The organism is Rhizobium mesoamericanum STM3625 (genome assembly GCF_000312665.1).
Taxonomy (GTDB): domain Bacteria; phylum Pseudomonadota; class Alphaproteobacteria; order Rhizobiales; family Rhizobiaceae; genus Rhizobium; species Rhizobium mesoamericanum.
The window spans coordinates 3,781,915-3,799,839 of the sequence record NZ_HF536772.1 but is presented as its reverse complement, the minus strand read 5'-3'; the positions used below and the strand labels follow the sequence as shown (position 1 = coordinate 3,799,839).

Annotated in this window: 14 protein-coding genes and 1 pseudogene; 5 read left to right on the top strand and 10 right to left on the bottom strand. The window is 60.2% G+C overall.

Going from position 1 to position 17,925, the window contains the following annotated elements; translation table 11 throughout:
• Positions 1-7 precede the first annotated feature (7 nt).
• The 4 genes from BN77_RS18500 to BN77_RS18485 form a co-directional block, all read right to left on the bottom strand.
• Complete coding sequence (locus tag BN77_RS18500) at positions 8-1,090, bottom strand: Gfo/Idh/MocA family protein (protein WP_007534678.1); 1,083 nt, start codon at positions 1,088-1,090, stop codon at positions 8-10.
• Positions 1,087-1,926, bottom strand: a complete 840-nt coding sequence (locus tag BN77_RS18495; RefSeq protein WP_007534676.1) for a carbohydrate ABC transporter permease — start codon at positions 1,924-1,926, stop codon at positions 1,087-1,089. The genes BN77_RS18500 and BN77_RS18495 overlap by 4 nt, the downstream gene beginning before the upstream one ends.
• Before the next feature lie 12 nt (positions 1,927-1,938).
• Positions 1,939-2,886, bottom strand: coding sequence for a carbohydrate ABC transporter permease (locus BN77_RS18490; protein ID WP_007534674.1), 948 nt, complete (start codon positions 2,884-2,886; stop codon positions 1,939-1,941).
• Between the two features lie 237 nt (positions 2,887-3,123).
• Positions 3,124-4,383 (bottom strand): ABC transporter substrate-binding protein, encoded by a 1,260-nt coding sequence (locus tag BN77_RS18485; protein WP_007534672.1) that lies wholly within the window; start codon positions 4,381-4,383, stop codon positions 3,124-3,126.
• Positions 4,384-4,906: 523 nt separating this feature from the next.
• Here BN77_RS18485 and BN77_RS18480 point away from each other — a divergent pair.
• The 3 genes from BN77_RS18480 to BN77_RS18470 are packed head-to-tail and all read left to right on the top strand — an operon-like array spanning position 4,907 to position 7,476.
• The gene (locus tag BN77_RS18480) at positions 4,907-5,791 is read left to right on the top strand and encodes a glucosamine kinase nucleotide-binding domain-containing protein (protein ID WP_007534670.1); all 885 of its coding nucleotides are present in this window, start codon (positions 4,907-4,909) and stop codon (positions 5,789-5,791) included.
• Positions 5,788-6,552, top strand: coding sequence for a GntR family transcriptional regulator (locus BN77_RS18475; RefSeq protein WP_007534668.1), 765 nt, complete (start codon positions 5,788-5,790; stop codon positions 6,550-6,552). Before BN77_RS18480 ends, BN77_RS18475 begins: the two co-directional genes overlap by 4 nt.
• A 48-nt stretch (positions 6,553-6,600) precedes the next feature.
• On the top strand, positions 6,601-7,476 hold the full coding sequence (locus BN77_RS18470; protein ID WP_007534666.1) for a PP2C family serine/threonine-protein phosphatase: 876 nt from the start codon (positions 6,601-6,603) through the stop codon (positions 7,474-7,476).
• A 90-nt stretch (positions 7,477-7,566) separates the two neighbouring features.
• On the opposite strand, the gene metH is transcribed toward BN77_RS18470, so the two are convergent.
• Positions 7,567-11,340 (bottom strand): methionine synthase, encoded by a 3,774-nt coding sequence (gene metH, locus BN77_RS18465; RefSeq protein WP_007534664.1) that lies wholly within the window; start codon positions 11,338-11,340, stop codon positions 7,567-7,569.
• Between the two features lie 172 nt (positions 11,341-11,512).
• Between metH and BN77_RS18460 the strand changes: the two genes are divergently transcribed.
• Both BN77_RS18460 and BN77_RS18455 read left to right on the top strand, forming a co-directional pair.
• Positions 11,513-12,772 carry an AGE family epimerase/isomerase gene (locus BN77_RS18460; RefSeq protein ID WP_007534661.1) on the top strand — a complete coding sequence of 420 codons (1,260 nt, stop codon included), beginning with the start codon at positions 11,513-11,515 and terminating at the stop codon, positions 12,770-12,772.
• A 157-nt stretch (positions 12,773-12,929) separates the two neighbouring features.
• Positions 12,930-14,192, top strand: a complete 1,263-nt coding sequence (locus BN77_RS18455) for a D-arabinono-1,4-lactone oxidase (RefSeq protein ID WP_007534660.1) — start codon at positions 12,930-12,932, stop codon at positions 14,190-14,192.
• A 98-nt stretch (positions 14,193-14,290) separates the two neighbouring features.
• On the opposite strand, the gene BN77_RS18450 is transcribed toward BN77_RS18455, so the two are convergent.
• The 5 genes and pseudogenes from BN77_RS18450 to BN77_RS18430 all read right to left on the bottom strand — a co-directional run.
• On the bottom strand, positions 14,291-14,776 hold the full coding sequence (locus BN77_RS18450; protein WP_425280241.1) for a heme-degrading domain-containing protein: 486 nt from the start codon (positions 14,774-14,776) through the stop codon (positions 14,291-14,293).
• A 92-nt stretch (positions 14,777-14,868) separates the two neighbouring features.
• On the bottom strand, positions 14,869-15,480 hold the full coding sequence (locus BN77_RS18445; RefSeq protein WP_007534656.1) for a flavin reductase family protein: 612 nt from the start codon (positions 15,478-15,480) through the stop codon (positions 14,869-14,871).
• Positions 15,481-15,483: 3 nt separating this feature from the next.
• Positions 15,484-16,224, bottom strand: coding sequence for an aspartate/glutamate racemase family protein (locus tag BN77_RS18440; protein WP_007534653.1), 741 nt, complete (start codon positions 16,222-16,224; stop codon positions 15,484-15,486).
• Positions 16,225-16,228: 4 nt separating this feature from the next.
• Positions 16,229-17,050 (bottom strand): ABC transporter permease, encoded by an 822-nt coding sequence (locus BN77_RS18435; protein ID WP_007534651.1) that lies wholly within the window; start codon positions 17,048-17,050, stop codon positions 16,229-16,231.
• 1 nt (position 17,051) lies between these two features.
• A pseudogene (locus BN77_RS18430) lies at positions 17,052-17,888 on the bottom strand (ABC transporter permease); the annotation flags it as partial.
• Positions 17,889-17,925 lie beyond the last annotated feature (37 nt).

The window sequence follows — 17,925 nt, the reverse complement described above, 5'->3', positions numbered from 1 at the left end:
GTATTCCTTACAGTTTGACCGGCTCTTGGAGCCTGACGGCCTGGCCAGTACGCACGCTTTCGTCGGCGGCGAGACAGATACGCAACGAAGCGACGGCATCTGCCATGTGGCGGTTGAGGTCGATGTTCTCGCGAATGGCCCTCAGCATGAAGGCCTGCTCGCGGTCGCAGAGTTCCTGATGGCCGGGCTCGCCCGCCATCGTCATGTCCTCGTCCGGTCGGACGAACTTGCCGTCGGGTCCAGTCTCAGCCGTGTGCAAACGAATGACCGACGTCTTGGTGTGAGCGTCGATGTCGTCGGACTTTGCGCTCGGATCCATGACGATCGAGACAGACCCCTTCGGGGACATGATATCCTTCACGAAGAACGCCGTTTCCGAAATCATCGGGCCCCAGCCGGCCTCGTACCAGCCAACGGAACCATCCTCGAAAAGCACCTGGAGCTGGCCGTAATTGTACATATCGGGCGCGATTTCGTCGGAAAGCCGCAGTCCCATGCCGCGCACTTCAAGCGGCTTGGCATCGGTGATCTGGCACATGACATCGACATAATGCACGCCGCAATCGACGATCGGCGAGGTGGTCTGCATCAGCGACTTGTGCGTCTCCCAGGTCGGACCGCTGGACTGCTGATTGAGATTCATGCGGAAAACATAGGGCCCGCCGAGCTTGCGCGCCTCTTCGATCAACCGCATCCAGGAGGGATGGTGGCGAAGGATATAACCGATCACCAGCTTGCGTCCTGCCATCCTCGCCGCCGTCACCACGCGCTCGGCATCCGCAACCGTTGTCGCGAGCGGTTTTTCGACGAAGACGTCGCAACCGGCCTCAAAGGCGGCGACCGCATAGTCGGCATGGGTGTCCGAATAGGTGCAGATGGCACAGAGATCCGGATTGAGCTCGGCAAGTGCTGCTTTAAAGTCAAAATGGACTTTATAGCCTTGCAGCTCGATCGGCAGATCAGGCGTTGAGCGGTTTACCAGCCCGACAATCTCGAAGCCGGGATTGTTATGGTAGGCCAGCGCATGGCTGCGCCCCATGTTGCCGAGACCGGCGACCAGAACGCGGATTGGCTTGTCGGGCGCACTCATTTGACCGCTCCCGAGGTGATGCCGCGTATCAGCTGCCGCGAGAAGATGACATAGAGGACGAGGACGGGCAGGATCGCGAGCGACAGCGCCGCCAGCACCGCGTTCCAGTTGGTGACGAACTGACCGATGAAGATCTGCGAACCGAGGGTGACCGTCTTTGTAGCCTCGCTCGGCGCCAGGATCAGCGGGAACCACAGGTCGTTCCAGATCGGGATCATCGTGAACACCGCAACCGTTGCCATGGCGGGGCGCACGAGGGGCAGGACCAGGCGGAAGAAGATCGCATATTCCGACAGTCCATCAATGCGGCCGGCATTCTTGAGGTCGTCGGAGACGGTGCGCATGAACTCCGACAGGATGAAGATCGCCAGCGGAATGCCCTGCGCCGTATAGACGAGGATGAGCGCCGTCAGCGTATTGACGAGGTCGGCTGCGACCATTCCCTGCAGGATTGCAACGGTCCCGAGCCGGATCGGGATCATGATGCCGATCGCCATGTAGAGACCCGTCAGCGTGTTGCCTTTGAACTTGTATTCCGAGAGCGCAAAGGCTGCCATCGCGCCGAACAGAAGCACGAAGAAGATCGAGGCAACCGTGACGATGACGCTGTTTTGGAAGTAGGTGGCGAAGTCACCCTGCCCCAGCACCGTCTGGTAGCCGATGAGGCTGAAGGAGGACGGGGTCGGGATTGCGAGCGGTGCCCGGAAGATCGAGTTCCTGTCCTTGAAGGAATTGATGATCGTCAGAAACACCGGAAAGAGTGCCACAAGCGTATAGGCGATGAGCGCCAGATGCACGAAGCCGGAGCGGACGAGAGATGTGCGTGCCTTGGACATGGACGTCGCCCCTCAGAACTGGTAGCGGCGGATGCGCCGCTGAATGACAAAGAGATAGAGCGAAACGCCCGCGAGAATGATGAGGAACATCACGGTCGCCACGGTCGCGCCCATGGAACGGTCGCCAAGCTGCAGCTGGAAACCGAAGAAGGTGCGGTAGAGCAGCGTTCCCAGAATGTCCGTCGACATGTCGGGCCCGGCAAGCGCCCCCTGCACGGTGTAGATCAGGTCGAAAGCATTGAAATTGCCGACGAAGGTCAGGATGGAGATAATGCCGATTGCGGGTAAGACGAGCGGCAGCTTGATCTTCCAGAATTGGCTCCAGCCGGTGATGCCGTCACATTCGGCGGCTTCGATGACTTCTTCCGGAATGTTGAGGAGCGCGGCATAGATCAGCATCATAGGAATTCCGACATATTGCCAGACGGAGATCAGCGACACGGCGATCAAGGCGCTTCCGGGCTTGCCGAGCCAGGGTGAAAACAGTGACTTCATGCCGACAAGGTCCATGATCCAGGGCGCGACACCCCAGATCGGCGACAGGATCAGCTTCCAAATGAAACCGACGATGACGAAGGAAAGCAGCGTCGGCAGAAAGATCGCGGTCCGGTAGAAGGTGACGAAACGCAGCTTCGGAATGGAAAGCATCGCCGCGAGTGCAACGCCGATCGGGTTTTGCACGCACATGTGGATGATGAAGAAGATGAGGTTATTCTTCAGCGCGTTCCAGAAGTCGTGCGCCCACCGGGCATCACCGAACAGGACCTTGTAATTCGCGAGACCGACGAACGCCGACTGGCCGTCGACGATATTGTAGAAGGACAGCCGAAGCGTCTCGATCAGCGGCAGGATCATCACCGCCGAATAGACGACGAATGCCGGGAACAGGAAGACCCCGATATGCCAGCGCACCGGGCGGCTGATCGGAACCACATTGGCAGCGAGTTGGGCTTCGCTCATGGCGTTTTGCCTATTGTTATTGGCTGAGCCAAAAGGCGCAGCACAGGTGGAAATAGGGATGGCAACGAGGAAGGCTGCTCATCCGCCCTAGCCGGGCGCCCGCTCCCTTCACGGGAGAAGGACTGGCAGCACCTCCCGCTCAACGTCGGCGGGCCGCATGACCCTCCCCCCGCCTGCGGGGAGAGGGCTTGAGATAAGAGTAATCGCAGGCTCAACGCCGTCGATTATCGCGGACCATCACTTGGCCGGCTTGTACCAGCTGTCGAGGCCCTTCTGCAGCTTTTCGGCAGCAGCCTGCGGCGTGTCGGTACCGTTGATGACGTTGGCCGATTCAACCCAGGTCTCGTTTTCGAGGTTAGGCGTGCCGCGCGACAGGATCTTGTAGGTCGAGCGGATCGTCGGCTTGCATTTCTCGCGCCAGGAGACGAATTCCTGGGCCAACGGGTCGTTCATCTTTACCGGCGTCGAATTCAGGCTGAAGAAGCCCGGCAGCGAGTTGGCATAGATATTGGCGAATTCCGGCGAGGCAACCCAGGAAAGGAACTTCTTGGCTTCTTCGGCGTGCGTGCTCTTGGTGTTGAGGCCGATGCCGATGTCGTTGTGATCGGAGATGTAGCAGGTGTCACCGGCATTCTTCACCGGCGGCGGGAAGGCGCCCATCTTGAACTGGGCCTGCGTGTTGAACAGGCCGATTTCCCAGGAGCCGGCCGGATAGATGGCAGCACGCCCGAGTGTGAAGAGGTTCTGGCTATCGGCATAGGTCTGGGCCTCGAAGCCGTCGCCGAGATAGGGCTTCCACTTGGCAAGAACTTCGAAGGGCTCGACCCACGGCTTGTCCGTCAGCTTCTGCTCGCCCTTGATGAGGGCAGTGCGGCCCTCCTCGCCCTTCCAATAGGTCGGGCCAATGTTCTGGTAGCCCATGGTTGCGGCTTCCCAGAGGTCCTTCGTGCCCATGGCCATCGGGATGTAGGTGCCGTCAGCCTTGATCTTGTCGAGGGCTGCGAAGAATTCCGCCTCCGTCTTCGGAATGGAGATGCCGAGCTTGTCGAAAGCATCCTTGTTGTAGATGAAGCCGTGGATGACCGAAGCCATCGGCACGCAGAAGGTGGTCTTGCCGTCGTCGGTCGTCCAGGCGGACTTGGCAACCGGCGTGAAGTTCTCCATGCCCGGAAGATCGTTCAGGCTCGCCAGGTGCCCCTTTTCGAACACTGCGAGCGAGGGGTCGAACGGACGGCAGGTGATGAGGTCGCCCGCGGAGCCAGCGTCGAGCTTGGCGTTCAGTGCGGCGTTGTATTCAGTCGGCGCGGTCGGCGAAAAGACGATCTTGATGCCGGGGTTCTTGGCTTCGAATGCCGGGATGATCTTTTCCTGCCAGATCTGCAGGTCGTCGTTGCGCCAGCTTTCGACCGTCAGCGTGACGTCGGCGGCATGAGCAAAGCCGACTGATGTCAGCAGGCTTGAGGCCAGCAGGAAGCCTTTCAGTGCAGTGTTCTTCATTTCCCTCTCCTGTTTTGAGCGCCGGTGGGGCGCTGTTCTTGACCTGAAAACGAGCGGTTGCACGCATGAACCGACACCACCGCTCCTCTTTCGGGCCGCCAGCAACTGCCGGCCCGAAAGCTCAACTCGGTGCGACGGCAAAAACACCCGTCGACCAGATGGCGCGCCCGACCGAGCCCGGTCCGGCACAGCGACGAAAGGGGAAGCTGATCGCGACATACGGCCTGAGAGCGACAAAGCCGCCACGGCCGGATCCCGGTTTCATCGAGTGGCCCGGCTTATCTTTGTCCTGCCGGTTTGACGCCCGATGCGCTGTTCCCTTTGATGGAATTAAGGCCAAAAAAATACCAATTGTCCAGCCAATTTTAACTCTTTGCCGACAGAAAAGCATCATAAAAAATTTTATCATGTAAATTCAATTAGATAAAAAGATGGCATTTTGTTCCTCTCAGGGCTTGGTAAATGGTATTTTTTTGGTATTGTATTGAAAACGAGGGAAATGAGCAGGATTTTCGGTGGTTCAATGACAGAACTTACGATCGGCATCGACGGCGGCGGCTCCAGCTGCCGGGCCGCGGTCGCGGATGCTACGGGACGTATCCTCGGCCGCGGCACGGCGGGTCCGTCGAACATTCTGTCCGACCTCGAAAACTCTCTGGTCAATATCGTTGCCTCGGCGAAAAACGCACTGAGCGATGCCGGTCTCTCACCTGAAACCGTTTCCAGCGTTTCGGCCGTCATTGGTGTCGCCGGCGCAAATGTCGGCGACTATGGCGAGCGGATCGAGCGCGCCCTTCCCTTCGCCAGACGCCGGGTCGTCACCGATGCGACGACAGCACTCCAAGGGGCGCTTGGCGATGGCGACGGCGTGATCGGCGCCTTCGGCACAGGTTCGGTCTACAATGCACGCCACAACGGACGACTGTACGGCATCGGCGGCTGGGGGTTCGTTGTCGGCGACCAGGCAAGCGGTGCCCGCCTCGGCCGCGACCTCTTGGAGCAGTCTTTGCTGGCTCATGACGGCGTGCTCCCGTCCTCGCCCGTCACCCGAACCGTATTGGCCGAGTATGGCGACGATCCCGAACGCCTTGTCGAGTTTGCCCATGTCGCCCGTCCCAATGACTTCGCCCGCTATGCACCGATCGTCTTTCAGGCTGCCGCCGAGGGCGACCCGGTTGCAACGGCGATCGTAAAGAACGCGATAACCTCGATCGGCGAGAGCCTCGATGCACTGCTCTGGCCGGAATGCGACGCGATCTGCCTGCTCGGCGGTCTGGCAAAGGCCTATCGTCCGTGGCTTTCAGAACGCCACGCCGCCCTGCTTCGCGAGCCGAAGGGCGACGTCCTGCAAGGTGCCATCGATCTCGCAATCAAGTTTTTGCGCGAAGAAGGAAAGGGCGCGGCATGACCGACGATTTTGCAAGCCTCCTTTCCCCCGAGCGCCTCCAGGCCGGCGGCACAGGCCCGCTCTACGTCAAGCTTCGGCGCACGCTGGAAGATGCCATTCGCACCGGCACGCTCAGCCATGGTGATGCCCTGCCGCCCGAGCGCGACATCGCCGAATATGCGACAGTCAGCCGCGTCACTGTGCGCAAGGCGATCGATGAGCTTGTAGCCGACGGTCTGCTCGTCCGCCGCCACGGCTCCGGGACCTTCGTCGCCAAACCGGTGTCGAAGGTAGAGCAGCGCCTCTCGCAGCTCACCTCCTTTACCGAGGATATGGCCCGTCGGGGCATGACCTCGCGCTCTGAATGGCTGCACAAGGGCATCCACACGCCCTCGCCCGATGAAATGATGATCCTTGGCCTCGCGACAGATGTGAGGGTCTCGCGCCTCAGCCGTCTGCGCATCGCCGACGACCAGCCGCTCGCAATCGAAAACGCCAGTGTATCCGGCGAATTCCTGCCCGATCCCTTCGTCGTGACGACGTCGCTCTATGCGGAACTGGAACGTCGTCAGGTCCGGCCGGTGCGCGCCGTGCAGCGGATTTCGGCGACCAACATGAAAGAGGTCGATGCCCATCTTCTCGGCGTCCCGGTCGGCGCCGCAGGGCTGTCGATCGAGCGTATCTCCTATTTGAGCTCCGGGCGCGCGGTCGAATTCACCCGCTCGCTCTACCGCGGCGATGCCTATGACTTCGTCGCGGAATTGACGATCGGTACGTCGTAAATCCTTGCCGCATTGAATGGATGGCGATCAGCGTCTATTGAAGGCACCATGACAAGTCGCATAACGATCCTCGACACCATCTCCGATCCCGGAAATCCGACGAAGCCCAATGACGACAGCTTCGGCCATAACGACGCCTGTGCCTTCGTCATCGACGGCGCGACGGGTCTTGGCGATCGCCAGTATATGGATGAGACAGGCAGCGACGCCGCCTGGATCGCCCGGCACTTCGCCCGCGGCTTTGAGAAGGAGATCACCCGTGACAGCAGCGTCGCCGACGTGGCGCGCAGCCTGTCCTTGGCAGCCCGCACGGAGTTCCTGGGCCGCAACGAGAGCGTTCCGCGCTACGCATGGCCGCTCAGCGCCTTTGCAATGTTACATCAAAGGCCGGACGGTTTTCACTTCGTCGGCCTTGGCGACTCGTGCCTGTTTCTGCTCCAAGAAGACGGCGCAGCGGCGATGTACATGGCGATCCCCGGCGCTTATCAGCATGAACAGAACCAGGCGCGAAAACATATTGCTCGCACGGGCGGGATCACCAGGGAAGGTGGCGCGCTCGGCAATTCAGAAACGCTCGCCTTGTTGCGACAACACCGCGAGCAGCAGAATTCGCCTGCAAGCGGGGTCTGGACCTTGGGCCTCGTGCCGGAGGCTGCCGACCATCTGGTTTCAAAGCCCCTTCCCATTCAAGGCAAGGCGCATGCCATCGTCTGCAGCGACGGTTTTTCGGACCTCGCGGTGCTTTACGCGACCTATGATCCGGAAAGCCTGGTGCGCACCGCATGCACGAAGGGCCTGCGGCCGATGCTTGACGAACTTCGGCGTTTCGAACGCGAGATCGATCCGGAGGGGCTGCGCTATCCGCGTTATAAGCAGAGCGACGACACGACGGCGTTGCTGGTCGAGCTGACGCTGGGTGCCTGAGACAGTTTTTCCAATAAAATTCAGTGCGTTGAAACCAGGACCTGAATCAACATATCCGGCCCTTGAATCAAAGACTGAAGACGCAGCCGATCATGCCGCGTCCTCGATTTCCTCTTCGCGCTTGCGCGGCACGTAGTTGAGAACCGGACCAAGCCAACGCTCGACTTCGGCAATATCCATGCCCTTGCGAGCGGCATAGTCTTCGACCTGATCGCGCTCAACCTTGGCGACCCCGAAATAGTAGGAATCGGGGTGAGCGATGTAGAGGCCGGAAACGGAAGAGCCCGGCCACATTGCGTAGCTTTCGGTGAGCTTCACCCCGGCCGCCTTCTCGGCATCGAGCAAGGAAAACAGCGTCTTCTTCTCGGTGTGATCGGGCTGCGCCGGATAGCCCGGCGCCGGGCGAATACCGGCATATTCCTCGGTGATGAGCTCTTCGTTGCTGAGATGCTCGTCTCTCGCGTAGCCCCAATATTCGCGACGCACCTGTTCGTGCATGCGTTCAGCAAAGGCTTCCGCAAAGCGATCGGCGAGCGCTTTTACCAGGATCGACGAATAGTCGTCGTTAGCGCGCTCGAAGCGTTCCGCAATCGCAATCTCCTCGATACCGGCCGTAACGACGAACCCGCCGACATAGTCCTGAACGCCGCTTTCGGCAGGCGCAACGAAGTCCGACAGCGCAATGTTTGGCCGGCCATCTCGCTTGGAAAGCTGCTGGCGCAGCGTGAAGAAGGTGGCAAGCTCTTCCTTCCGGCTGTCATCCTTGAAGAGGCGGATGTCGTCGCCGATTACGTTTGCCGGCCAGAAGCCGATGACAGCACGCGGGTGGAACCACTTCTCGTCGATTATCTTCGTCAGCATCGCCTGCGCATCGGCCCAAAGCTGGCGAGCCGCCTCGCCCTGCTTCTCGTCTTCCAGAATGGCCGGAAACCGGCCACGCAGCTCCCAGGTCTGGAAGAATGGGGTCCAGTCGATGTACCTGGCGATCTCTGCGAGATCGTAGCCGTCGAACACCTTGGTTCCGAGGAAGCTCGGCTTGGTCGGCTTGTAGGCCGCCCAATCGACCTGCTGTGCGTTTTCGCGTGCACGGGCAAGCGGCAGGCGTACCTTCTCGGCCTCACTTCGGGCGTGGGCTGCCGCAACCTTGGCGTATTCGGCGCGGATATCGGCCACGTAGCCGTCGCGGCCATCAGGCGACAGCAGCGACGAGACGACACCGACCGCGCGGCTGGCATCCGTCACATAGACCGCCTGGCCCTTGTTATAGCCTGGATGGATCTTGACTGCGGTGTGGACACGGCTCGTCGTTGCACCGCCGATAAGCAACGGCAGGTCCAGTCCCTGGCGCTCCATTTCGGCAGCGACATGCACCATCTCGTCAAGGGACGGCGTGATCAGGCCGGAGAGACCGATGACATCGACCTTCTCGGCAACGGCCGTCTCGAGGATCTTCGTTGCCGGCACCATGACGCCGAGATCGATGATCTCGTAATTGTTGCAGGCGAGCACGACGCCAACGATGTTCTTGCCGATATCGTGGACGTCACCCTTCACGGTTGCCATCAGGATCTTGCCGGCAGCCTTGCGATCATCACCGCCATTGCGACGCTTTTCTTCCTCCATGTAAGGCAAAAGCACCGCGACCGCCTGCTTCATCACGCGAGCCGACTTGACGACCTGCGGCAGGAACATCTTGCCGGAACCGAAGAGATCGCCAACCACGTTCATGCCGGCCATCAGCGGGCCTTCGATGACATGCAGCGGCCGCTCGGCCTGCTGACGGGCCTCCTCGGTGTCGGCCTCGATATATTCAGTGATGCCGTTGACAAGCGCATGCTCCAGCCGCTTGGCGACCGGCCATTCGCGCCAGGACAGATCCTGCGCCTTTGCTTCCCGGGTGCCGGCACCACGGAAGCGTTCGGCCACCTCAAGCAGCCGCTCGGTTGCGTCAGCGCGCCGGTTCAGCACCACGTCTTCGCAGGCCTCGCGCAGTTCCGGATCAATCTGATCGTAAACTGCAAGCTGCCCGGCATTGACGATACCCATATCCATGCCCGCCTGGATGGCGTGGTAGAGGAACACGGCGTGCATCGCCTCGCGCACCGGCTCGTTGCCGCGGAAGGAGAAGGAGAGGTTCGAGACGCCGCCCGAAATATGCACCAGCGGCATCGTCTTGCGGATCGTCCGGGTCGCCTCGATGAAGTCGACGCCGTAATTGTTGTGTTCTTCGATACCGGTTGCGACCGCAAAGACGTTCGGATCGAAGATGATGTCTTCGGGCGGAAAGCCCGCCTTTTCGGTCAAGAGCTTGTAGGCGCGCGCGCAGATCTCGACCTTGCGCTCGTAGCTGTCGGCCTGTCCCGTCTCGTCGAAAGCCATGACCACGACAGCCGCGCCATAGGCACGCAAGAGCTTTGCCTGGGAAAGGAAATTCTCCTCGCCCTCCTTAAGCGAAATCGAGTTGACGATCGGCTTGCCCTGGACACGCTTCAGGCCGGATTCGATGATCGAGAACTTCGAACTATCGATCATGACAGGCACGCGCGCGATATCGGGCTCGGCGGCGATCAGGTTCAGGAACTCGACCATCGCCTTTTCGGAATCGATCAGGCCCTCGTCCATGTTGATGTCGATGATCTGCGCGCCGTTCTCCACCTGGTCGCGCGCCACATCGAGCGCTGCCGTGTAGTCGGCATTGGTGATCAGCTTGCGGAACTTCGCGGAGCCCGTGACATTGGTGCGCTCGCCGACGTTGACGAAGGGAATATCCTTGGTCAGCTCGAAAGGCTCGAGGCCTGACAGCGACATGAAGGGGCGATGTTCGGGGATCGGACGCGGCTTGTGCTTGGCGACGACCTCAGCGATCGCCTTGATGTGCTCCGGCGTCGAACCGCAGCAGCCGCCGACGATGTTGACGAGGCCCTCGCGGGCAAACTCATCGATCTGGGCTGCCATCAGTTCCGGCGTCTCGTCATACTGGCCGAACTCGTTCGGCAGGCCGGCATTCGGATAGGCGCAGATAAAGGTATCGGCAACGCCTGACAGCTCCTGCAGGTGCGGACGCATGGCGTTGGCGCCGAGTGCGCAGTTCAGGCCGATCGTGAACGGATTGGCGTGGCGAACCGAGTTCCAGAAAGCGGACGGCGTCTGGCCGGACAGCGTGCGGCCGGAAAGATCGGTGATCGTGCCTGAGATCATGACAGGCAGGCGGATGCCTTTGGCCTCGAAGCGCTCTTCGCAGGCAAAGATCGCCGCCTTGGCGTTTAGCGTGTCGAAGATCGTCTCGATGAGGATGATATCAGCACCGCCGTCGATCAGGCCGTCGATCTGCTCGGCATAGGCCGCACGCAGGTCGTCGAAGGTGACGGCGCGGAAACCCGGATTGTTGACATCAGGTGAAATCGACGCCGTACGGTTCGTCGGGCCGATCGCGCCGGCGACGAAGCGACGACGGCCATCCTCGCGCTCGGCGCGGACTGCCGCACGACGCACGATCTCGGCACCTTCCTTGTTGAGAGCGTAGACTTCGCCTTCCATCGCGTAGTCGGCCTGGGCAATCCGCGTCGACGAGAACGTATTGGTCTCGAGAATGTCGGCGCCGGCCTTGGCATACTTGTAATGGATCTCTTCGATCGCATCCGGCTGCGTCAGGATCAGAAGATCGTTATTGCCTTTCTGGTGACAGGCACAACCGATGAAGCGGTCACCACGGAAATGGTCCTCATCGAAGCCCAGCCCCTGGATCTGCGTGCCCATGGCACCGTCAAGAACGAGGATGCGTTCGCTGGCGGCTTTCTTGAGCGCAGCAAAGACTTCACTGCCGTCGCGCTTTGCCCCTTCAGAACCAAACAGAGTATCAAACACGGGCGGACTCCTTGACGTCGTTGCGGACCAACTGACCAAATCACATAAAGATATCTTTATGTCAATATATGCCCACCATGTGGCGGCTTTGCGGCGCTAGACGGATGACAGACTCGGGCGGCCCCTATATAGGCGGTTGCGAAGGACTTGTGCACGAAATCGGAGGAGTATCATGGCACCTGCAAACGGCGACGCCTTGCTCGGAAACTGGACCACCCGCGCCTACCACCGCAACTGGCTTCTTGCGCAGGCAAACGGGCTCTTCGATTTCTTCCAGCACAACTCCGTCAACCAAAAGGGCGGCTTCTTTGATCTTAATGACACCGGCAAGCCACTCAACGCGGCAGGCCAGGTCCGCCCGATCCACATAGCCTCGCGCGCCGTTCACTGCTTTGCCATCGGCACCCTGCTTGGTCGTCCGGGTGCCGGCGACGTCGTCGATCACGGCATGCAGTATATCTGGCACAAGCATCGCGATATCAAGAACGGTGGCTACTTCTGGTCGCTCGACGACAACGGCCCGGTCGATTCCAACAAGCAGGGCTACGGTCACGCCTTTGTCCTGCTCGCAGCGTCCTCCGCAAAAACAGTCGGCCATCCGCTTGCCGACGCCATGCTTGCCGACATCACGGATGTCCTTAACACGAAATTCTGGGAAGCCGCGCACGGCGCCATCGCCGAAGAGTTCACCGCCGACTGGCAGCCTCTCGACGGCGGCAACTACCGCGGCCAGAACTCCAACATGCACTTGACCGAAGCGCTGATGGCAGCCTTCGAGGCAACCGGTGACCGCGACTATCTCGCCAAGGCCGAGAGCATTGCCGACCTCGTCATTCGCCGGGCCGCCGGTTCCGTCGGCTGGCGTGTGGCTGAGCACTTCAGCATCGATTGGGACCTCGACAAGGACTACTATCATCCGAACGAAATGTTCCGCCCTGCAGGCACCACTCCCGGCCATTGGCTGGAATGGGCGCGCCTCATTCTTCAGCTGTGGGTCCTTGGCGACAAGAAGCATGACTGGATGCCGGATGCAGCCAAGAGCCTGTTTTCGCAGTCGATCGCGCTGGGGTGGGACGATGATAAGGGCGGCTTCTTCTATACGCTCGACTGGCAGGACAGGCCATCCAAGCGCAACAAGCTGTGGTGGCCTGCTTGCGAGGGTGCCGGTGCTGCGCATTTCCTCAACGAACATCTCCCCAGTGACTACCACGAGGAACACTACCGCAGGATCTGGAACGTGATCGAACGCTCTTTCATCGATCACGAGAATGGCGGCTGGCATGAGGAGCTGACGGAAGACCTCGTGCCTGCCCACACGATTTTCCCTGGCAAGGGCGACATCTACCACGCCCTGCAGGCGTGCCTGATCCCCCTCTTCCCGGCAACCGGCAGCCTGACGAAGGTCATTGCGGAAGCCGACGGCAGGATTTGACTTTAAGCGCGCGCCACCTCAGTGGCGCTCGACCATCATTTCGAGTGATATTGCGCGGCGCCGGACTGGACTGGCAGACGCGACGCACCGGCATAAACGACGAGCAGTCGTTCAAGTAGCTGTGCGGTAGAAAACAAGTCGGTGCGAGGTTTTGTCTATGACGCGGATTCCAACGACCAACTGGGCGGCAAGCTTTCACTATGGCTTTCAAGACTGCCTCTATCCATCGTCGGTGGATGCGGTTTGCGACATCGTGGTGCGATCGGCAAAGATAAAGGCGGTAGGTTCAGGCCACTCGTTCAATGCGATCGCCGATGGGGATGTTGCCCTGTCGCTTGCCGAGCTGCCGATCAACCCCGTCATCGAAGGCGACGGAACACGGGTTAGCGTCGGCGCTCATTGCACCTACGGAGAGCTTGCGCTTTTCCTGCATCGGCATCATCTCGCCGTTCATAATCTCGCCTCCCTTCCGCATATTTCGATTGCCGGAGCAATTGCCACGGCAACGCATGGATCGGGCAACCGGAATGGCAACCTGGCGACGGCGGTTTGCGGGCTCGAAATCGTTTCAGGGGACGGCCGCCTCGTCAAGGTGACACGCGGCGATGCCGATTTCGCGGGTATGGTGGTGCATCTCGGCGCCCTTGGCATCGTCACGCGTGTGACGCTTGACGTCCAGCCGGAGTTTCAGGTCGCACAGTCCGTCTACGATGGATTGGCGTGGGACAAGCTGTTGACCAACCTCGATGACGTCATGGCGCTGGGCTACAGCGTCAGCGTTTTCACAAAATGGGGCCAAGAGGCAGGTTCGGTTTGGGTCAAGAGAACAGCATCCAACGATGATTTTCCCGCGGCCATCCATGGCGCAACGCGCGCAACGGAAAACAGGCATCCGATAAGCGGATTGGATGCGCAAAACGCCACGCAACAATTGGGGCAGTATGGTCGATGGTCCGACAGGCTCCCGCACTTCAAGATGGGATTCACGCCGAGCAACGGCGAGGAGATACAGTCAGAATTCCACCTTCCACGGAAACATGGAGCCGCCGCCATAGAGGCGTTGCTTTCGATCCGCGATAAATTTGCCCATCTGCTGCAGGTGGGCGAACTGCGCACAGTCGCGGCCGATGACCTGTGGCTCAGCCCTCAATATCGCCGCGACACCCTGTCGATCCATTTTACCTGGGTTCGGGATCAGGAAGCCGTCAACGCAGCTGTGGAGCACATCGAACAGGCGCTGTCGCCTTTTTCGGCCCTGCCGCATTGGGGAAAGGTCTTCACCGGGCGCCACATCGGGGCCAAATACGAAAAGCTTGCCGAATTTGCTCGCCTTCGAGACCGGATGGATCCAGATCGGGCGTTCTCCAACGCGTGGTTGGAAGAGGCCATCTTCGGCTCGAGTGAAACCCAGGGGTTCTAGCAGACGACGTTTGTCTGTCCAGGCTTGCCCGAGCGACAGCCGCGTCCTTTCCGGCAAGACTGCGAGAGCGTAGGCAAAACACGCCAGGCAACGCGCGATCAGGCCAGACGCAACGCATCGAGATCCTTCGCCAGCATCAGTGCCAGCGCCTCGACCGCAAGATTGTGGTCGTCGCGTTGAGGCAGGCCAGAAACGGTAACCGCGCCGATGCACCCGGTGCCCTTCACAGTGATCGGGAAGCTGCCGCCATGCGGTGCATAATCGGCATCGGCAAGGCCGTTGTCGGCGACCGTCTTTCCCTTCTGCTTGAGATCGAGGCCGATGGCGTAACTACTTCTGAAGTAGCGCAGCACCAGATTGCGCTTGCGCCGCACCCACTGGACGTTATCGGGCGTAACACCAGGCAGTGCCGCATAGAAGACGGGCATCGAATGCAGCGTGATATCGATCGCGATACCGAGGCCGCGTTCGGTTCCAAGCTCCTGCAGGAGTCTGCCGAGCTGCCATGCAGTCGTCAGATCGAACGTGTCGAAACTCAGCACCCTTTCCTGTTCTGCGATCCGCTTGAGGTCTTCGTCGGGCATGGTCACGGGGCATCCTCTCCTGCAATGTTTTGTCTGAACAAAAGCAAGCGGAGGGGAAAAGTAAAGCAGAATTGTTGCGAGTGCGCGTGCGCCTACAATTTGGGCGTCAGCATTTCGAAGCGGTCGCGGATCGTCGAACAGGTATCACCGCCAAGGCGCGCAATGGCGTCGACTTCTGCGGGATCGACACGGAGCCGTTCGGTGTCGACAACGCCGTCACGATAATGCGCATAGACGATTTCGCCCATGATGATCTGCCGGGACCTCCCGAGCTCCAGCGTGACGTGGCGCCTGCATTCGAAGGCTGCCGGCGCCTCGGCAATCCATGGTGAGGCAACCTTGTGACCAGGCATGGCCGTCAGGCCGGCTTCCTTCAGTTCATCGACGCCCCGCGGATATTTCGAGCCACAGACATGCATTGCCTCAGCAATGGCAAAGGATACGATGTTGACCGTGAACACCTCGGTCATGCGGATGTTGTGGCCCGTGTCCTTGAAGGACATGTCCGGGTTGTTTTCAACGCCGAGCGCAAGAATTGGTGGATCGGCGGAGAGGCAATTGAAGAAGCTGAACGGAGCGGCGTTGAAGCGACCATGTTCGTCGACCGTCGTCACGAGCGCTATCGGCCGCGGAATGATGGTGCCGATCATCAGCTTGTAGCGATCCCGCTCGCCAAGCGCCTTAAAATCGAACGAAACGGTCATCAATCAGCCTGCTGCCCGCAGCGGCGCAAAGGCGCTCATCGCCCCGGTGAAGGGCTTGGCCAGTGGCGATGCATAGGAGCCGCGCTTGCTGGTCGATAGTCCGAGCGACACCAGTGCTTCCGCCTGCTTGACCGCCGCGGCCACCCCGTCAACGACAGGTACGCCGTAGATATCCTGGAGCTCGCGCGCCAGATCGGTCATGCCGGCGCAGCCGAGTACGATCGCTTCGGCTCCATCTTCAAAAAGCGCCCGTTCGATTTCGGCGCGCAACTTGCCGATGGCGCCCGAGGCGGGATCCTCGAGCTCAAGAACCGGTATATCGGAGGCACGCACTTTGACGCGTCCACCCATCCCGTAACGTCGCACGAGATTGTCGATCAGGACACGCGAGCGTTCGAGCGTCGTCACGACAGTAAACCTCTGCGCCAAGAAGCCGGCCGTGGCGACCGCAGATTCGCAAAGCCCCACCACCGGCACGTCGACAAGGCTGCGCGCCGCATCAAGCCCCGTATCGTCGAAGCAGGCGATGATGGCGGCATCGTATGCGCCATTGCGCTCTTTGAGTTCATTGAGCAGCCCGGGGACGGCGAGTGCCCCGTCATAGTGTCCCTCGATCGAGGCCGGCCCCATACGAGACGTCGCAGCGATGATGTCGGTACCTGAGGCCATAACCGCGCGGGCGGCGACGGCCGCCTTCTCGGTCATGGACGCTGTCGTATTCGGATTGACGAGGAGAATGCGCATGAAATCAGCTTATCTTTGCCTGCCGCCGGCGCAGCATCAGCATGATGCCGAGCGCGACGAGGATGATGGTGAAGGAAAACAGTGTCGTCACCGTGCCGAGCGCATAGAGCACCGGCGTCGTGACGTTGGTCGTCATGCCGTAGATTTCGAGCGGCAGCGTGTTGTAGCTGCCTGATGTCATCAGCGTGCGGGCGAACTCGTCATAAGAGAGCGTGAAACCAAACAGTCCGACGCCGATCAGGCTCGGTGAAATCATCGGCAGCACGACGTGGCGGAAGGTCTGCCAGGAGGTCGCTCCAAGATCGCGCGCCGCCTCTTCGTAAGCAGGCGAAAAGCGGTTGAACACGGCGAACATGATCAGCACGCCAAATGGCAGCGTCCAGGTCAGATGCGCCCCAAAGGCAGAGGAATACCAGGCAGGCTTGAGGCCACCTTGCTGGAACACCACGCCGATGCCGAGCGATATGATGATCGACGGCACGACGAGGCTGGCGACGGTGGCATAGAAAAGCACCGTCGAGCCACGGAAGCGGCGGCGAAACGCCAACCCGGCGAGCAGCGAGACGACGACGGTGACGACCATCACCATCAGCCCCAGTGTGAAGGACCGGCGGAAGGACGCGCCGAAGTCCCCGACGGCCTGCTTCTCGAAAAGGTTATAAAACCAATGCAGCGAGACGCCGTTCAGCGGGAAGGTCAGGCCACCATCCGGCCCCTGGAAGGACAGGATCAGAATGGCTGACAACGGCCCATAGAGGAACAGCACGAACACGAGAAAGAAGGCTGCGAGCACATAGAATTCGAAGGTACGCTTCTCGTGGTTCATCTCAAAGCTCCTTGCGAATATCGACGACGCGCAGGATCGCGGCGACCATCATGAGGACGACCACCAGCAACACCACGGCATTGGCGGCAGCGGCAGGGTACTGCAGCAGCGACATCTGGTTCTTCATCATCAAGGCGACCGAGGCGCTCTGGCCGCCTGACATGACCTGAACCGTCGAGAAGTCGGCCATGACGAGCGTGACGACGAAGATCGAACCGATTGCCATGCCGGGCTTTGCCAGTGGGACGACCACGTTCCAGAGGATCTGCCAGCCGCTGGCGCCGGCGTCGCGCGCTGCCTCAAACAGCGAGCGGTCGATCCGCATCAGCGTGTTGAAGATCGGCGTCACCATGAACAACGTGTAGAGATGCACCATCGCAAGAACGACGGCGAAATCGGAGTAGAGAAGCCATTCGATCGGCTGCGGCACGATGCCCATCTGCACGAGGGCGGAATTGACCAGACCGTTGCGACCGAGCACCGGGATCCAGGAAATCATACGGATTATGTTGGAGGTCATGAACGGTACGGTGCAGACCAGGAACAGGATCATCTGCGTGGTCGTCCGGCGGATGTGAAAGGCAAGGAAGTAGGCGACCCAGAAACCGATGAAGAGTGTCAGCCCCCAGACAATCACCGTGAATTTCAGCGTGTTGAGATAGGTTTTCCAAGTAACCCATGAACCGAGCGTATCAGTGTAGTTCATGGTCAGGAACGCCGGATAGAGACCGGCGAAGTCATAGTCCCAGAAACTCACGATGGCGATCATGACGATCGGCAGGATGAAGAAGAACCCCAGGATCAGGATCAGCGGCATCGCCTGCAGATAGGAGGCAGCCCATGCCGGCCATCCGATCCGTCGAGGGCGTATCTGC